Raw genomic sequence first — 16,333 nt, forward strand, 5'->3', positions numbered from 1 at the left:
ACTCAGGCGGCGCTCACACGCGCCTTGCGCGTGGAGACCTGCGCTTCCGGCGCGCGCTTCACGGTCCAGTAGACGATGCGCAACTCGCCCTCGAACGTCTCGACGAGCGCGGACAGGCTCTCCACCCAGTCGCCGTCGTTGCAGTACAGGATGCCGTCGATGTCGCGGATCTCGGCCTTGTGGATGTGGCCGCAGACCACGCCGTCGCAGCCGCGGCGGCGCGCTTCGTCGGTCATCACGCGCTCGAACGAGGAGATGAAGTTCACCGCGTTCTTGACCTGATGTTTGAGGTACTGCGAGAGCGACCAGTACTGGAAGCCGAGCTTCGCGCGCACGCGGTTGAACCAGCGGTTGAGCAGGAGGATCAGCGTGTAGGCCGAGTCGCCGAGATAGGCGAGCCACTTGGCGTGCTGGATCACGCCGTCGAAGAGATCGCCGTGCACGACCCACAGGCGCTTGCCGGTGAGCGTCGTGTGAAAGGCTTCCTCGCGCACGTGGATGTCACCGAACGCGAGATTGCAGAACTGGCGCGCGCTCTCGTCGTGGTTGCCCGGGATGTAGATGACCTGGGTGCCCTTGCGCGCCTTGCGCAACACCTTTTGCACGACGTCGTTGTGCGCCTGGGGCCAGTACCAGCCCTTCTTCAACTGCCAGCCGTCGATGATGTCGCCCACGAGGTACAGATACTCCGACTCGTTGTGGCGCAGAAAGTCGAGCAGATACGACGCCTGACAGCCGCCCGTGCCGAGATGGATATCGGAGAGCCAGATCGTGCGGTAGCGGGTGGGATCGGGATGGTCGTCGTCGTGGGGGCCGGAGGCGGGGGCGTCGTCGATCGACGAGGGCGGCAGGGGCGGGACGGGAAAGGTGGCTCCGCCGGGAGATGGGTGGAACGTGGCGGAGTCGGTGCCTCGTCCGGTGGTCTGCCGGAACAGGGTGGTCGCTGACGTCTTTTGGGCCATGGCGCGCGCGGCAGGTTGTAATACGCGCATTGCGCCATGCCGCCGTGACGGCAACATGACAGTCACGAGAAGGTCTCGTTACGCAGTCCCAGGGGTCCCGTGCAGCCGCTTTTCCGGCGCGATAGGGGATGTCGTGCGCCGGCTACGCCTTCGCGCCTTGTGGCGCGATTGCGACAATGCGCGTGCCCGCAATGCGGTCGTGAAGGAACTGGCGGTCGTGGGAGAAGCGGGCGCTCGCGGCCCAGATCACGAACCAGCAGGCAACGAGCGCAAGCGTGTGCGGAATCGAAAGATCGAGCAGCGGATGCAGCACGAGGGGCGGCAGGAACCAGAGCCAGGCGGCGAGATAGCGCAGCGTCGCTCGCGCGAGCGCGGGCGGCTTGCCGTCCGGGCCGACCACACGCAGGCGCCAGGTCTTCATCGGCAGCGTCTGCCCGCCCTTGTGCCAGAAGCCGACGAAGTACGTGCCGGCCACGAAGATGATCCAGACTGCCATCGCGTTGTGATGCGTGTAGCCATTGCGCTGCTGCAGGACGAGGCTGAACGCGAGTCCCGCGGCGAAGACGACGCCGAACAGCAGCACGCTTTCGTAGACGAACGCGGCGAGGCGGCGACGAATCGAAACGGGCGCAGGTTCAGCCGGGAAGACGGCGGCGGGCGGCAGGGCGGCGGCTTGGGCGCTTTCGGACACGATGGCGTCAGTTCGGGACGGGACGTCCAAAGCATAACCTCGAAAACGCGCGCGGCGAAACGACCGCAACGCTGCGGCGGGGTTAACGAGGGTGCGAAGGGTGCGCGCGAGGGCGCCGCGAGCACCGGGTTGAGGCTTCAGGAGCCCTTGAACGCCGCGGGTGCTTCGGCGGGCGAGACAGGGATGGGCGTGGCGGGGACGAAGCTCCCGGCGGCGGGAATGCCCGACGCAGACGACGAAGCCACCGCCGGCTCGCCCGGCGCGCCGGGCGCTGTGGGCGCGAGACCCGAACCCGTGCTGCTCGCGCCAGCCGAGCCCGATGCCCCGGTGACGCCTGCGGGCGCGTGCGGCAGGCCGCGGTGATCACGCTCGTTGACGAGGCGCTGGATATCGCGGATCTCGCTCTTGTTGCCGCTGGGCGGGGCGCTCACGACGGTGGGCCGGCGCTTGTGCTCGCTCGCGGCAAGGCGTTCTTTCTGCTCTTCAGGGAGTTGCTGGTAAGCCTTCCAGGCGCGCTGGCGCGCCTGCGCCGGCAGTTCCTTGGAAACCTGGTAGTTTTCGCGCGCAACACGCCGTTGCTCAGGCGTCATGCCGACCCATTCCGCCATGCGCTCATGCAAGCGCTTCTGGGCGTCGGGCGACATTTTCGGGTAACGGGCGGCGATCTTTAGCCATTTGCGCTTGCGCTCGTCGCTGAAGCGGTCCCATTCGACGGCGAACGGCGCGAGCGCCGTGTGCTGCGCATCGCTCAGATGCGCCCACGCGAGCGGATTGGACTGGCCGGGCAGCGGCGCAAAGGTGGTCGTGATCGAATTATCGACCGGAGGCGCTTTCGCCTGCGCGGGCGCGCCAGCGGTGTTTTCGCCGGTGGGCTCGGGATGAAAGCGCGGGTAGGTCGCCACATACGACACCACTGCCGCGACCAGACATCCAATGACAACGGCCAGGCCGCGCTTGTAACTCACCCCGTCAGTCTCCCGCTCAGAGTCCTTAGTGCGCGCGCGTCAGATACGCGTTGAACCCGTGATCGAGGTAGGCCGTGAGCGGCAGGTCGTCGCTCAGCATGGCCGCGTCGATATCGGCGAGTTCAGCGGTGCGTTGCTGATCTTCGAAGTACGCGATGGCAAAGAGGCCCGCCACGAGTGCCGCGAGCGGCCAGGCGAGCGCGAAGCGCGCGAGCGCGGAACGGCGCCGCGCGGGCCGGGGCATGGGCGCGCCGGACAGACCGCCGACGCCCGCCGCGGCGAGCGCCGGGGCGCGTACGAGCACGACCTCGGCCTTTTTCTGGGCGAGTGCGGTCTTGCGTGCGGCGGCGAGTCGGGCGGTGGTGGCAGCGGGCAGGTTGGCGGCGCTCTCGTCGAGCGCACGACGCATTTCCCGCACGAACGCCAGTTCTTTATTTTCGAGGGCGGAGCTCATAGGGTGATTCCTTTGGCCTTGAGCGCTTGAGCCAGCGTGTGGGTTGCCCGCGAGCAGTGCGTTTTCACGCTGCCTTCGGAGCAGCCCATTGCGGCGGCAGTCTCGGCGACATCCATATCCTCCCAGTAACGCATCAGAAACGCCTCCCGTTGACGTGCCGGTAATTTCTGGATTTCGTCGTCGATCATCTGGAGCACCTGCGCGCGCTCGATCTGCTGCTCGCTGCTCTCGGCGCCAGCCGTACCCTGCTCGGCCTCGAAGGTCTCGAGGGGGTCGAATTCCTCGTCGTCGGCGTTGCCGAGCGACGAAAACAGGCTCACCCACGTATTGCGTACTTTCTGCCGACGAAAATAGTCGTGCATCGTATTTTGCAAAATACGCTGAAAGAGCAGGGGGAGTTCTGCGGCCGGGCGGTCTCCGTATTTTTCCGCGAGCTTGATCATCGCGTCCTGCACGATGTCGAGCGAGGCGTCGTCGTCCCTTACGGCGTAGACCGTCTGCTTGAACGCGCGTCTTTCGACGCCCGCCAGAAAGTCGGCGAGTTCCTTGTCTGATGCCATCCGTTGCAGGGCGCCGCCGCCAGCGTACGCGTAATCGTTCGAAAAATGTCGTAAAACTCGCGGATCGTAGCAAATTTTCGCGCCAACAGGCTAGCGGAAGGCCATGAGAATGCTTCGCATCATGGATGCGCCGGCCGTGATGCCTGTCCTGTCGGCCCTTGGCCGGCGCCGCGAGGCGTGCGCGCTGTCGCAACGTTCGTGCCCGGCTTCTCAATAATTGCTTGACCGAAAGGCACCGAGCCGCTATCTTCGACGGTTCGCAACATAAGTGACTAGTCTCAATTCGGATGTGGCCCAAGAAGCTCATCTGTCAACTGGACGCGCCGCTTGAACCCGAGCCACAAGCCCGGCAGAGAGCACCCGATCAATTTTTTGCCGAAAATTCGAAAGGTCAATGATGAACATGCCCAGCGCGGAATTCTCCACGTCGGTCCCCCCTTCGCAAGAATCTGACCCTCAAGCGCATACGTCCATCGGCGGAACCGTGCTGATGAAGGCGCTCGCAGACGAGCAGGTCGAATTCATCTGGGGCTATCCCGGCGGCTCGGTACTCTACATTTACGACGAGCTGTACAAGCAGGACAAGATTCAGCACGTTCTCGTGCGCCACGAACAGGCAGCCGTGCACGCGGCCGACGCCTATGCGCGTTCGACCGGCAACGTCGGCGTGTGTCTCGTGACCTCGGGGCCTGGCGTCACCAATGCGGTGACGGGCATCGCGACGGCCTACATGGACTCGATCCCGATGGTGATCATCAGCGGCCAGGTGCCTACCGCCGCGATTGGTCAAGACGCCTTCCAGGAGTGCGACACGGTCGGCATCACGCGTCCCTGCGTGAAGCACAACTTCCTCGTGAAGGACGTGCGCGATCTCGCCGCCACCGTCAAAAAAGCTTTCTACATTGCGCGCACCGGCCGTCCCGGCCCTGTGCTGATCGACATTCCGAAGGATGTGTCGAAGACGCCGTGCACGTATGAACCGATCAAAAACGTCACGCTGCGTTCGTACAACCCCGTCACCAAGGGCCACTCGGGGCAGATCCGCAAGGCGGTGTCGCTGCTGCTCTCGGCAAAGCGTCCGTACATTTATACCGGCGGCGGCATTATCCTCGCGGATGCGTCGCGCGAACTGAACCAGTTCGCCGATTTGCTCGGCTACCCGGTCACGAACACGCTGATGGGTCTGGGCGGCTACCGCGCGAGCGACCGCAAGTTCCTCGGCATGCTCGGCATGCACGGCACCTACGAAGCCAACATGGCGATGCAGCACTGCGACGTGCTGATCGCGATCGGTGCGCGCTTCGACGACCGTGTGATCGGCGACCCGGCGCACTTTGCCTCGCGTCCGCGCAAGATCATCCACATCGACATCGATCCGTCGTCCATCTCGAAGCGCGTGAAGGTCGATATCCCCATCGTCGGCGACGTGAAGGAAGTGCTCAAGGAGCTCATCGAGCAGCTTCAGCACGCCGATCACGGCCCGGATACGGCCGCGCTCGCCGACTGGTGGAAGGACATCGAAGGCTGGCGCGAGAAGAACTGCCTGAAGTTCGACCGTTCGAGCGAGATCATCAAGCCGCAGTACGTGGTGGAGAAGGCGTGGGAGCTCACGGGCGGCAACGCGTTCGTGTGCTCGGACGTGGGCCAGCACCAGATGTGGGCCGCACAGTTCTACCGCTTCAACCAGCCGCGCCGCTGGATCAACTCCGGCGGCCTCGGCACCATGGGCTTCGGCCTGCCGGCGGCGATGGGCGTGAAGATGGCGCACCCCGACGACGACGTGCTGTGCATCACGGGCGAAGGCTCGATCCAGATGTGTATTCAGGAGCTGTCGACCTGCAAGCAGTACGACACGCCCGTGAAGATCATTTCGCTGAACAACCGCTACCTCGGCATGGTCCGCCAGTGGCAGCAGATCGAATACAGCAAGCGCTATTCGCATTCCTATATGGATGCGCTGCCTGACTTCGTGAAGCTCGCCGAAGCGTACGGCCACGTCGGCATGCGGATCGAAAAGACCGCGGACGTCGAGCCGGCGCTCAAGGAAGCGCTGCGTTTGAAGGACCGCACGGTGTTCCTCGATTTCCAGACCGACCCTTCCGAAAACGTCTGGCCGATGGTACAGGCCGGCAAGGGCATCACCGAGATGCTGCTCGGCTCGGAAGACCTGTAACGGTATTTGCACGGCGCCGTTTCGACCTCGCGCGGCGCGCGTCCACACAAGGGGCGCGCGGGTTCGCGGGGAAGGGCGGCAGCCGCATCTGCCAAATGCGAAACTGGATAAATCGCGGATCACATCATGAGACACATTATTTCCGTTCTGCTGGAAAACGAGCCGGGCGCGCTCTCGCGCGTGGTCGGCCTCTTCTCGGCACGCGGCTACAACATCGAAACCTTGACGGTGGCGCCGACCGAAGACCGTTCGCTGTCGCGCATGACCATCGTTTCCATTGGCTCGGACGACGTGATCGAACAGATCACGAAGCATCTGAACCGCCTGATCGAGGTGGTGAAAGTGGTCGACCTTACCGAGGGCGCCCACATCGAGCGCGAGCTGATGCTGATCAAGGTAAGGGCGGTCGGCAAGGAACGTGAGGAGATGAAGCGGATGGCGGATATTTTCCGCGGCCGTATCATCGACGTCACCGAAAAGACCTACACGATCGAACTGACGGGCGCGAGCGACAAGCTCGACGCGTTCATCGAAGCGATCGATGCGACCGCGATTCTCGAGACCGTCCGTACGGGCGGCTCGGGCATTGGGCGCGGAGAGCGCATTCTGAAGGTGTGACCCGACCACAGTCGATCTTGCACCGGAACCTGACCGGATGCGTCCTTAATCGCATCCGGTGCAGCAAAAGCTAATAGCAGTACCGATATTCACCAGACTCTCGCCAAGGAACCAACATGAAAGTTTTCTACGACAAGGACGCCGATCTCTCCCTCATCAAGGGCAAGCAGGTCACGATCATCGGTTACGGCTCGCAAGGCCACGCACACGCGCTGAACCTGAAGGACAGCGGCGTGAACGTCACGGTCGGTCTGCGCAAGAACGGCGCATCGTGGAGCAAGGCTGAGAACGCCGGCCTGCAGGTCAAGGAAGTGGCCGAAGCGGTGAAGAACGCCGACGTCGTCATGATGCTCCTGCCCGACGAGCAGATCGCCGATGTCTACGCGAAGGAAGTCCACGCGAACATCAAGAACGGCGCAGCGCTTGCGTTCGCCCACGGCTTCAACGTGCACTACGGCCAGGTGATCCCGCGCGCGGATCTGGACGTCATCATGATCGCCCCGAAGGCGCCGGGCCACACGGTTCGCGGCACGTACTCGCAAGGCGGCGGCGTGCCCCACCTGATCGCTGTCCACCAGGACAAGTCGGGCGCAGCGCGTGACATCGCTCTGTCGTACGCGGCAGCGAACGGCGGCGGCCGTGCCGGCATCATCGAAACGAACTTCCGCGAAGAAACCGAAACCGACCTGTTCGGCGAACAAGCCGTGCTGTGCGGCGGTACGGTCGACCTGATCAAGGCTGGCTTCGAAACGCTGGTCGAAGCGGGCTACGCGCCGGAAATGGCCTACTTCGAGTGCCTGCACGAACTGAAGCTGATCGTCGACCTGATCTATGAAGGCGGCATCGCCAACATGAACTACTCGATTTCGAACAACGCCGAGTACGGCGAGTACGTGACGGGCCCGCGCGTCATCACGGCCGAGACGAAGAAGGTCATGAAGGAAGTCCTGAAGGACATCCAGACCGGCGAATACGCCAAGAGCTTCATCCTGGAAAACAAGGCCGGCGCACCGACGCTGCAATCGCGCCGCCGCCTCGGCGCCGAGCACCAGATCGAAGTGGTCGGTGCAAAGCTGCGCGCGATGATGCCGTGGATCGCCGCGAACAAGCTGGTCGACCAGTCGAAGAACTAATCTGACGGTATTAATCTGACTGCGTGTACGGTTTTTTGCCGACACTCATCAGTTTGACCTGAGTCAGACCCGAAAAAGCCGCCCAGGTGGGATGAACCCTGGGCGGCTTTTGCTATCCTACGGTTTTCAAAATAACAGCGAAGCCACCATGAATTACCCTCATCCGATCATCGCGCGCGAAGGCTGGCCGTTCATCGCCATTGCGGCCGTCGTGGCGCTCTTGATCCATGCGGTCGCAGGCTTCGGACTCGCATGGCCCTTCTGGCTGATCCTGATCTTCGTCGTCCAGTTTTTCCGCGATCCGCCGCGCCCGATCCCGAGCCAGGCCAACGCCGTGCTGTGCCCGGCGGACGGCCGCATCGTCGCTGTGGAAACCGCGCACGACCCGTATGCAAACCGTGAAGCGCTCAAGATCAGCGTGTTCATGAACGTCTTCAACGTCCACTCGCAACGTTCGCCCGTGGACGGCGCCGTCGCCAAGGTCGAGTACTTTCCGGGCGCGTACCTGAACGCCGCCATCGACAAGGCTTCGACCGAGAACGAGCGCAATGCCGTGGTGCTGACGATGGCAGACGGCACGACCGTCACCTCGGTGCAGATCGCGGGCCTCATCGCGCGCCGCATTCTCTGCTACGTGCGTGCCGGTGAACCGCTGTCGCGCGGCCAGCGCTATGGCTTCATCCGCTTCGGCTCGCGCGTCGACGTCTACCTGCCCGTGGGCAGCCGCCCGCGCGTGTCGATTGGCGAGAAGGTGTCCGCCTCGTCGACGATCCTCGCCGAACTGCCGACCCAATCGGCATAAAGGAGGGCTGCGATGGCCGGATTCAAACAGCGTCGACCCCGTAACCCCGCCGGCGGGCCGCTGCCGCGGCCGTTCCGGCGCAACAAGGCCGTGCAGGAGCCCATGGGCGTCGCCGCGAACCGGCGCGCGGCGCGCCAGGAGTTCCTGAAGAAGCGCGGCATCTACCTGCTGCCCAACGCGTTCACCACGGCGGCGCTCTTCTGCGGCTTCTTCGCGGTCGTGCAGGCCATGAACGTGCGCTTCGAGGTGGCGGCCATCGCCATTTTCGTGGCGATGGTGCTCGACGGCATGGACGGGCGCGTGGCCCGCATGACGCACTCGCAAAGCGCGTTCGGCGAGCAGTTCGACAGCCTTTCGGACATGGTGTCGTTCGGCGTGGCGCCCGCGCTCGTGATGTACGAGTGGGTGCTCAAGGATCTCGGGCGCTGGGGGTGGCTGGCGGCATTCGTCTACTGTTCGGGCGCGGCGCTGCGTCTTGCGCGCTTCAACACGAACATCGGCGTGGTGGACAAGCGCTTCTTCCAGGGCCTGCCGAGCCCGGCTGCGGCCGCGCTCATCGCCGGCTTCGTCTGGCTCGCTACCGACAACCGCGTGCCCGTGAAGCTCTCGTGGCTGCCGTGGGTGGCGTTCGTCCTGACGATTTACGCCGGCGTGACGATGGTGTCCAACGCGCCGTTCTACAGCGGCAAGGCGCTCGACGTGCGCCATCGCGTGCCGTTCGCGGCCACGCTGCTCGTGGTGGTGGCGTTCGTGCTGGTGTCGTCCGATCCGCCGCTGATGCTGTTCGGCCTGTTCGTGCTCTACGGCCTCTCGGGCTACGTGTTCTGGGCGTACCAGGCCGTGCGCGGACGCTCGAACCCGGCGCGTTCGTCGCCGCGCGAGCGGTAGGGCGCGGGTGCGGGAGGGCTGCAAAGGGGCTGCGCGCGAGCGCGGCCCTTTTTCTTTTTGCGCGCGCCCACGCGGTTGCCCGGGCTGGTCTCTTCCAATTGCGCTATCGGCGGATTCCGGCTATAGTCGGCGGCATGGACACCATCCAGTTCCCCCTCTCCTCTCTTCAAGCCGGCGCGCTACTAAGCACGCTAGCGCTAGCGCGCCTGCCGCGCTGATCTCGCTCGCCCTCCGTAAGCCTCGTTCATTGTCAGCGTCGCCATCGGTGGCGCGAACACCCAAAATCCGTTTTAGACATTGAACAAGTCCCCCTGGAGACCCGAAATGGCAGCAGACAAGCTCATCATCTTCGATACGACGTTGCGTGACGGCGAGCAGTCGCCCGGTGCGTCGATGACGAAGGAAGAGAAAATCCGCATCGCGAAGCAACTCGAGCGCATGAAGGTCGACATCATCGAAGCCGGCTTCGCGGCCAGCTCGAACGGCGACTTCGACGCGATCCACACGATCGCCGGCATGGTGAAAGACAGCACGATCTGTTCGCTCGCCCGCGCGAACGACAAGGACATCCAGCGCGCCGCCGACGCGCTCAAGCCCGCCGACCACTTCCGTATCCACACGTTCATCGCCACCTCGGCGCTGCACATGGAGAAGAAGCTGCGCATGTCGCCCGAGCAGGTGCTCGAGCAGGCGAAGCTCGCGGTGCGCTTCGCGCGCAAGTTCACGAACGACGTGGAGTTCTCGCCCGAAGACGGCAGCCGCTCGGACATGGACTTTCTGTGCCGCGTGCTCGAAGCCGTGATCAACGAAGGCGCGACCACGATCAATATCGCCGATACGGTCGGCTACGGCGTTCCCGAGCTGTACGGCAACCTCGTGAAGACGCTGCGCGAGCGCATTCCGAACTCGGACAAGGCCGTGTTCTCGGTGCACTGTCACAACGACCTCGGCATGGCCGTGGCGAATTCGCTGGCCGGCGTGCAGATCGGCGGCGCGCGCCAGGTGGAGTGCACGATCAACGGTCTCGGCGAGCGCGCGGGCAACACCTCGCTCGAAGAAATCGTGATGGCCGTGAAGACCCGCAAGGACTACTTCGGTCTCGATCTCGGCATCGACACCACGCAGATCGTGCCGGCTTCGAAGCTCGTTTCGCAGATCACCGGTTTCGTCGTGCAGCCGAACAAGGCCGTGGTTGGCGCCAACGCCTTCGCGCACGCCTCGGGCATCCACCAGGACGGCGTGCTAAAGGCGCGCGACACCTACGAGATCATGCGCGCGGAAGACGTGGGCTGGAGCGCGAACAAGATCGTGCTCGGCAAGCTCTCGGGCCGAAACGCATTCAAGCAGCGTCTGCAGGAACTGGGCATCCAGCTCGACAGCGAAGGCGAACTGAACAACGCGTTCGCACGCTTCAAGGAACTGGCGGACCGCAAGGCCGAAATCTTCGACGAAGACATCATCGCGATCGTCACGGAAGAGTCGGCCCAGGCGCAGGACCAGGAGCACTTCAAGTTCATCTCGCTCGCGCAGCACTCGGAAACGGGTGAGCGTCCGCACGCACGCGTCGTGTTCTCGGCCGACGGTAAGGAAGTGACCGGCGAAGCCGCGGGCAACGGCCCGGTGGACGCCACGCTCAACGCGATCGAAACCGAAGTGGGCAGCGGCTCGGAGCTTTTGCTGTACTCGGTGAACGCGATCACGACGGGCACCCAGGCGCAGGGCGAAGTGACGGTGCGTCTCTCGAAGGCCGGCCGCATCGTCAATGGCGTGGGCACCGATCCGGATATCGTCGCCGCTTCGGCGAAGGCATATATCTCGGCGCTCAACAAGCTCTACTCGGGCGACAAGGTCAATCCGCAGCGCTCCGAAGCGGTGTGAGCGGTTGCGAGGCATCTTGCCTCGCATCGCACAGCCGATGAAAACCCCCCGGCTCGCAAGAGCGCGCGGGTTTTGTTTTTTGCGGCGCCGGGGCCGCTGCGGCCAAAGCAATCAGAACAGGCTGCGGCGATCCGGATCGTGCAGCGGATCGGGTGTCTTCTGCGTGAGCCGCAGAATGCCCTGGTCGTCGAAGTAGAAGCTGTAGAGCATGTACCAGACGTTGTCTTCGAGGTAGCGGTAGGTCCACGCTTCCTTCTTCATCAGCGGGAAGTAGGAGGTTTCGACCGGGCGGCCGAAGTTCACGAGCACGTCGCTGCGCGTCCATTTGCCGATTTCCGCGCGATAGAACTCGTTGGGCTGCAGCACCTGGCGCACGTTCACGACGCGGCCGCTGGCGTCGATGTCGGCGGCCGTGGTGACTTCGCCCATCGGCTGGGTCGGCCACATCAGGCGCTTGCCGCCGTCGGGCAGGTCGTAGGTTTCAGCCGGCGGGCCGAAGCGGGCGATCACGGACTGCGCGTCGTCGCCTGCATGGAATTGTTGCCACGGCTGGGCGCAGCCGGTGAGCGCGAGTGCGCCCACGCCCGCGAGGAGCCCGAGACGCAAGCGGCGCGAGGCGAGGCGCACGGGTGTTGCGAGCGAGGTTGAGAGGCGCGTGAACATGATGTCCCCCGATGGCAAGGTTTCAATGACCGCCGTGAATGTGGAACCCTTATTTTGACACGGCGCGAGACGCTCGCGGGGCGGCCCCGTCCGGGCAGGCGGTGGATCGCGGCCTTGCCGTCGCCCCGCCTTGCGGCCTATGATCCGCGCTTCGAATGACAATCGGGCTGGCATCAAACAATGAGAGTAAAGCGCATGACGGCACGCATGACGCGTGCGGCCGCGATCATGGTCGGCGTGACGGCGCTGGCGGCAGGCCTTGGGGCCGCAGCCGGCGCACAGGCGGATGAGGCGCCGACCGGCAAGCCGATCCAGCTCGCGCTCATCGAGGGCATGTCCGGCCCCTTCGCGGACGCGGGCGCGGCCGTCGAGCGCAATCTGCGCTTCGGCGTGGAGCGCGTCAATGCGCGCGGCGGCGTCGTGCTGCGTGACGGGGCGCATCCGCTCGAACTGGTGACGCTCGACAGCAAGGGCAGCCCCGAGGCGGCGCTCGTGCAGTTGCGCATGGCGCAGGACCGCCACATCGGCTACGTCATGCAGGGCAACAGCTCGGCGGTGGCGGCGGCGCTCGAGTCGGCGGTCGATCGCCAGGCTACGCGCGATCCGGAGAACCGCGAGCTCTTCCTCAACTATTCCGCCGACGACCCCGCGCTCACCAACGCGAATTGCAGCTTCTGGCATTTCCGCTTCGACGCGCACGCGGGCATGCGCATGGACGCGCTCGCGGACGTAATCGCCGCGGACAAGTCGGTGAAGAAGGTCTATCTGCTCAACCAGGACTACAGCTTCGGTCACGACGTCAGCACGCTCGCGCGCGCGGCGCTCGCGAAGGACCGTCCGGACATCGCCGTCGTCGGCGACGAGTTTCACCCCATTGGCCGCGTGAAGGACTTTGCGCCTTACATCGCCAAGATTCGCGCAGCGGGCGCCGACGCCGTCATCACCGGAAACTGGGGCAATGACCTCACGCTGCTCGTGAAGGCCGCGCGCGAGCAGGGCCTCGACGCGAAGTTCTACACGTTCTACGGCAATAGCCTGGGCGCGCCGGCGGCGCTGGGCGACGCGGGCGTGAAGCGCGTGATCGCGGTAGCCGACTGGCATCCGAACGTGAACGGCGCCGCCTCCGACGCGTGGTACAAGGCGTTCCGCGCGCGCTATCCGGCCGCGAAGGACGACTACCCGGTGCTGCGCATGTCGATGATGGTGGAGATGCTCGCGCAGGCCATGACGAAGGCAGGCACGGCCGACCCCGCTACGGTCGCGAAGGCGCTGGAAGGCATGCGCTTCGACAATGGCTTTCACCCCATGTGGATGCGCGCCGACGACCACCAGGTGATTCAGCCCCTTTACGTCATGGAGATGGACGAGCAGGGTACGGCCGGCGTGCGCAACGACAACGAGGGTTCCGGCTTTGGCTTTCGCACGGTGCAGACGCTGGCCGCGGCGCGCACTGTGCCCGCCACGGTCTGCCAGATGAAGCGGCCTTGACAGCGTGCCTTACAAGCGGTTTCGCGGCAAATCGGGGCTGTGCTACAATACGCCCCTTGTCGCGAACCTGCGGCAAGACAATCACGCAGTCAGAACCAAGCCACGGCACGGCCTTTCTTCCGTGACCGCTCGTTTGTTTTAAAGGAAAAGCAAAATGTCCGTAGCAGATATCAAGAAGTCCGACGTCGTCGCGCAATTCGCGCGCGGCACCAATGACACGGGTTCGCCCGAAGTCCAGGTTGCGCTCCTGACGTCGCGTATCAACGAACTGACCTCGCACTTCAAGTCGCACGCGAAGGATCACCACAGCCGCCGCGGTCTGCTGCGCATGGTGAGCCGCCGCCGCAAGCTGCTCGACTACCTGAAGGGCAAGGACGCTGACCGTTACCGCGCGCTGATCGAGAAGCTGGGTCTGCGTAAGTAATCGGAAGGTCTTCCGCAAAGATGCCTGTGTCAGTTCCACTGATGCAGGCATTTTGTTTTTGAACGGTGCGCTTCATGCGGCTTTTCAAGCTGTTTTGATGCGATAAACACCGGTCCGTAACACAAGGCAACACCACGTAGCACCAGCAGTACAAGCAGCAGGGCCGGGCCTCGGGGCAGAGCTTTGTGTCATTCCAGCAGATCGTACGCGGCGATGCGTCACAGCCGCATTGCAACCGTTTTGCAACCTCGCGATCCGCTGGAATGGCATAACACTCCTCTTCCTGCGCGGTGTCGGAGCCTGTCTTGCCGCATCGTCCGCGTGTGCGGGCGGCGCATAACAAATGAGTAAGGAGTGAGTGACCATGACCATGTTCAATAAAGTCGTGAAAGAGTTCAAATGGGGCCAGCACAACGTGCGCCTCGAAACGGGTGAGATCGCCCGTCAGGCAAGCGGCGCCGTCATCGTCGACGTCGAAGACACCGTCGTGCTCGCGACCGTCGTCGGCGCGAAGACCGCCAAGCCGGGTCAGGACTTCTTCCCGCTCACCGTCGACTACATCGAAAAGACCTATTCGGCCGGCAAGATCCCGGGCGGCTTCTTCCGCCGCGAAGGCCGTCCGTCGGAAGGCGAAACGCTGATCTCGCGCCTGATCGACCGTCCGCTGCGCCCGCTTTTCCCGGAAGGCTATTACAACGAAGTCCAGGTCGTGATCCACGTCCTGTCGATCAACCCGGAAGTCCCGGCTGACATCCCCGCGCTGATCGGCGCGTCGGCTGCACTGGCGATCTCGGGTCTGCCGTTCAACGGCCCGGTGGGCGCAGCACGCGTGGCCTACATCAACAACGAGTACGTGCTCAACCCGACGCGCGCCCAGATCAAGGAATCGCGCCTCGACCTCGTCGTGGCCGGTACCGAGCGCGCCGTGCTGATGGTGGAATCGGAAGCCGACCAGCTGCCGGAAGACGTGATGCTCGGCGCGGTCGTGTTCGGCCACGAGCAGATGCAAACGGCCATCGACGCGATCCACGAACTGGTGCGCGACGGCGGCAAGCCCGAGTGGGACTGGACGCCGGCGCCGAAGGACGAAGCGCTCATCGCACGCGTCACGGCCATCGCCAACGACAACCTGCTCGCCGCGTACCAACTGCGCGACAAGCAGCAGCGTTCGGCCAAGCTGAAGGAAGTCTACGCAGCGACGTCGGCCAAGCTCGAAGAAGAAGCGGCTGCGGCCGGCACGACGGCGGCCGACAAGGCCACGGTCGGCAACATCGTGTTCGACCTCGAAGCGAAGATCGTCCGCTCGCAGATCCTGAACGGCGAGCCGCGTATCGACGGCCGCGACACGCGCACGGTGCGCCCGATCGAAATCCGCACGGGCGTGCTGCCGCGCACCCACGGTTCGGCGCTCTTCACGCGCGGCGAAACGCAGGCGCTGGTCGTCGCGACGCTCGGCACCAAGGGCGACGAGCAGATCATCGACGCGCTCGAAGGCGAGTACCGCGACCGCTTCATGCTCCACTACAACATGCCCCCGTTCGCGACCGGCGAGACGGGCCGTGTCGGCTCGCCCAAGCGCCGTGAAATCGGCCACGGCCGTCTCGCCAAGCGCGCGCTGGTCGCGTGCCTGCCGAGCGCCGAAGAGTTCGGCTACTCGATCCGCGTCGTTTCGGAAATCACCGAGTCGAACGGTTCGTCGTCGATGGCTTCGGTGTGCGGCGGCTGCCTCGCGCTGATGGACGCCGGCGTGCCGATGAAGGCGCACGTCGCCGGCATCGCGATGGGCCTGATCCTCGAAGGCAACAAGTTCGCCGTGCTGACCGACATCCTCGGCGACGAAGATCACCTCGGCGACATGGACTTCAAGGTGGCGGGAACGGAAGCTGGCGTGACCGCGCTGCAAATGGACATCAAGATCCAGGGCATCACCAAGGAAATCATGCAGGTCGCCCTCGCGCAGGCGAAGGAAGGCCGCATGCACATCCTCGGCAAGATGACCTCGGCCGTGTCGGGTGTGAACACCGAACTGTCGGCGTACGCTCCGCGCATGATCACGATCAAGATCAACCCGGAAAAGATCCGCGACGTGATCGGCAAGGGCGGTTCGGTGATCCGCGCGCTGACGGAAGAAACGGGCACGACCATCGATATCTCCGACGACGGCGTCGTGACCATCGCTTCGACGTCGAGCGAAGGCATGGCCGAAGCGAAGAAGCGCATCGAAAACATCACGGCCGAAATCGAAGTGGGCCAGGTGTACGAAGGCGCGGTCCTCAAGCTGCTGGACTTTGGCGCGATCGTGAACCTGCTGCCCGGCAAGGATGGTCTGCTGCATATCTCCGAGATCGCCAACGAGCGTATCAAGGACATCAACGACTATCTGAAGGAAGGCCAGGTCGTGAAGGTCAAGGTCATCCAGACGGACGAGAAGGGCCGCGTGCGCCTGTCCGCCAAGGCGCTGCTCAACGAGCAAGCGAATGGCGGCGCACCGCAAGGCGAGCCGCAGCAGTAAAGCGGTAAGCTCCAACGGCCGGCAGCGTGCAAAACGCGCCGGCCGTTTTTTATGACAATGAGGGTGAATGGCAGTGCGCATGCGTCAATCCTGTCGCGTGCGCAGCGCCATCCAGACGGGGC

15 protein-coding genes are annotated in these 16,333 nt (G+C 64.2%); 9 read left to right on the plus strand and 6 right to left on the minus strand.

Annotated elements, in window-relative coordinates:
* Positions 1-2: 2 nt before the first annotated feature.
* From AB4Y43_RS24075 to AB4Y43_RS24095, 5 genes are all read right to left on the minus strand, one after another.
* Entirely contained in the window at positions 3-962 is a 960-nt protein-coding gene (locus AB4Y43_RS24075) for a UDP-2,3-diacylglucosamine diphosphatase (RefSeq protein WP_342947953.1), read from the minus strand.
* 142 nt (positions 963-1,104) lie between these two features.
* Entirely contained in the window at positions 1,105-1,626 is a 522-nt protein-coding gene (locus AB4Y43_RS24080) for an RDD family protein (RefSeq protein WP_342947994.1), read from the minus strand.
* Positions 1,627-1,790: 164 nt separating this feature from the next.
* Positions 1,791-2,618 carry a DUF3106 domain-containing protein gene (locus AB4Y43_RS24085; protein ID WP_368728950.1) on the minus strand — a complete coding sequence of 276 codons (828 nt, stop codon included), beginning with the start codon at positions 2,616-2,618 and terminating at the stop codon, positions 1,791-1,793.
* Between the two features lie 25 nt (positions 2,619-2,643).
* Complete coding sequence (locus AB4Y43_RS24090; RefSeq protein ID WP_069265289.1) at positions 2,644-3,072, minus strand: DUF3619 family protein; 429 nt, start codon at positions 3,070-3,072, stop codon at positions 2,644-2,646.
* On the minus strand, positions 3,069-3,632 hold the full coding sequence (locus tag AB4Y43_RS24095; protein ID WP_069265288.1) for an RNA polymerase sigma factor: 564 nt from the start codon (positions 3,630-3,632) through the stop codon (positions 3,069-3,071). The genes AB4Y43_RS24090 and AB4Y43_RS24095 overlap by 4 nt, the downstream gene beginning before the upstream one ends.
* Positions 3,633-4,029: 397 nt before the next feature.
* Between AB4Y43_RS24095 and AB4Y43_RS24100 the strand changes: the two genes are divergently transcribed.
* From AB4Y43_RS24100 to AB4Y43_RS24125, 6 genes are all read left to right on the plus strand, one after another.
* A complete protein-coding gene (locus AB4Y43_RS24100; protein WP_069265490.1) occupies positions 4,030-5,805 on the plus strand; it encodes an acetolactate synthase 3 catalytic subunit in 1,776 nt (591 codons plus the stop codon).
* A 126-nt stretch (positions 5,806-5,931) separates the two neighbouring features.
* The gene (gene ilvN, locus AB4Y43_RS24105; RefSeq protein WP_027795483.1) at positions 5,932-6,423 is read left to right on the plus strand and encodes an acetolactate synthase small subunit; all 492 of its coding nucleotides are present in this window, start codon (positions 5,932-5,934) and stop codon (positions 6,421-6,423) included.
* A gap of 116 nt (positions 6,424-6,539) precedes the next feature.
* Entirely contained in the window at positions 6,540-7,556 is a 1,017-nt protein-coding gene (ilvC, locus tag AB4Y43_RS24110; protein ID WP_028205689.1) for a ketol-acid reductoisomerase, read from the plus strand.
* 148 nt (positions 7,557-7,704) lie between these two features.
* Complete coding sequence (locus AB4Y43_RS24115; protein ID WP_028205688.1) at positions 7,705-8,358, plus strand: phosphatidylserine decarboxylase; 654 nt, start codon at positions 7,705-7,707, stop codon at positions 8,356-8,358.
* Positions 8,359-8,370: 12 nt separating this feature from the next.
* Positions 8,371-9,246: a CDP-diacylglycerol--serine O-phosphatidyltransferase gene (gene pssA / locus AB4Y43_RS24120; RefSeq protein ID WP_028205687.1), complete on the plus strand. Its 876-nt coding sequence runs from the start codon at positions 8,371-8,373 to the stop codon at positions 9,244-9,246.
* A gap of 324 nt (positions 9,247-9,570) precedes the next feature.
* Positions 9,571-11,124, plus strand: coding sequence for a 2-isopropylmalate synthase (locus AB4Y43_RS24125; protein ID WP_069265287.1), 1,554 nt, complete (start codon positions 9,571-9,573; stop codon positions 11,122-11,124).
* 111 nt (positions 11,125-11,235) lie between these two features.
* Here the strand turns inward: AB4Y43_RS24125 and AB4Y43_RS24130 are convergent, their stop codons facing one another.
* A complete protein-coding gene (locus tag AB4Y43_RS24130) occupies positions 11,236-11,787 on the minus strand; it encodes a hypothetical protein (RefSeq protein WP_368728951.1) in 552 nt (183 codons plus the stop codon).
* Between the two features lie 195 nt (positions 11,788-11,982).
* On the opposite strand from AB4Y43_RS24130, the gene AB4Y43_RS24135 reads away from it, so the two are divergent.
* The 3 genes from AB4Y43_RS24135 (at position 11,983) to pnp (ending at position 16,211) form a co-directional block, all read left to right on the plus strand.
* The gene (locus AB4Y43_RS24135) at positions 11,983-13,275 is read left to right on the plus strand and encodes a branched-chain amino acid ABC transporter substrate-binding protein (RefSeq protein ID WP_368728952.1); all 1,293 of its coding nucleotides are present in this window, start codon (positions 11,983-11,985) and stop codon (positions 13,273-13,275) included.
* 154 nt (positions 13,276-13,429) lie between these two features.
* Positions 13,430-13,699: a 30S ribosomal protein S15 gene (gene rpsO / locus AB4Y43_RS24140; protein ID WP_042271770.1), complete on the plus strand. Its 270-nt coding sequence runs from the start codon at positions 13,430-13,432 to the stop codon at positions 13,697-13,699.
* Between the two features lie 364 nt (positions 13,700-14,063).
* Positions 14,064-16,211: a polyribonucleotide nucleotidyltransferase gene (pnp, locus tag AB4Y43_RS24145; protein ID WP_069265284.1), complete on the plus strand. Its 2,148-nt coding sequence runs from the start codon at positions 14,064-14,066 to the stop codon at positions 16,209-16,211.
* Positions 16,212-16,333 lie beyond the last annotated feature (122 nt).

The sequence above is a fragment of the Paraburkholderia sp. BR10872 genome (assembly GCF_040965835.1).
Lineage (GTDB): Bacteria > Pseudomonadota > Gammaproteobacteria > Burkholderiales > Burkholderiaceae > Paraburkholderia > Paraburkholderia nodosa_A.

Coding starts and splice junctions, on each gene's coding strand:
- AB4Y43_RS24135 (WP_368728952.1), top strand. CDS start 11,983: ATGACGGCACGCATGACGCGTGCGGCCGCGATCATGGTCGGCGTGACG.
- AB4Y43_RS24075 (WP_342947953.1), bottom strand. CDS start 962: ATGGCCCAAAAGACGTCAGCGACCACCCTGTTCCGGCAGACCACCGGA.
- ilvC (WP_028205689.1), top strand. CDS start 6,540: ATGAAAGTTTTCTACGACAAGGACGCCGATCTCTCCCTCATCAAGGGC.
- rpsO (WP_042271770.1), top strand. CDS start 13,430: ATGTCCGTAGCAGATATCAAGAAGTCCGACGTCGTCGCGCAATTCGCG.
- AB4Y43_RS24095 (WP_069265288.1), bottom strand. CDS start 3,632: ATGGCATCAGACAAGGAACTCGCCGACTTTCTGGCGGGCGTCGAAAGA.
- AB4Y43_RS24100 (WP_069265490.1), top strand. CDS start 4,030: ATGAACATGCCCAGCGCGGAATTCTCCACGTCGGTCCCCCCTTCGCAA.
- AB4Y43_RS24090 (WP_069265289.1), bottom strand. CDS start 3,072: ATGAGCTCCGCCCTCGAAAATAAAGAACTGGCGTTCGTGCGGGAAATG.
- AB4Y43_RS24130 (WP_368728951.1), bottom strand. CDS start 11,787: ATGTTCACGCGCCTCTCAACCTCGCTCGCAACACCCGTGCGCCTCGCC.
- ilvN (WP_027795483.1), top strand. CDS start 5,932: ATGAGACACATTATTTCCGTTCTGCTGGAAAACGAGCCGGGCGCGCTC.
- pnp (WP_069265284.1), top strand. CDS start 14,064: ATGACCATGTTCAATAAAGTCGTGAAAGAGTTCAAATGGGGCCAGCAC.
- AB4Y43_RS24125 (WP_069265287.1), top strand. CDS start 9,571: ATGGCAGCAGACAAGCTCATCATCTTCGATACGACGTTGCGTGACGGC.
- AB4Y43_RS24115 (WP_028205688.1), top strand. CDS start 7,705: ATGAATTACCCTCATCCGATCATCGCGCGCGAAGGCTGGCCGTTCATC.
- pssA (WP_028205687.1), top strand. CDS start 8,371: ATGGCCGGATTCAAACAGCGTCGACCCCGTAACCCCGCCGGCGGGCCG.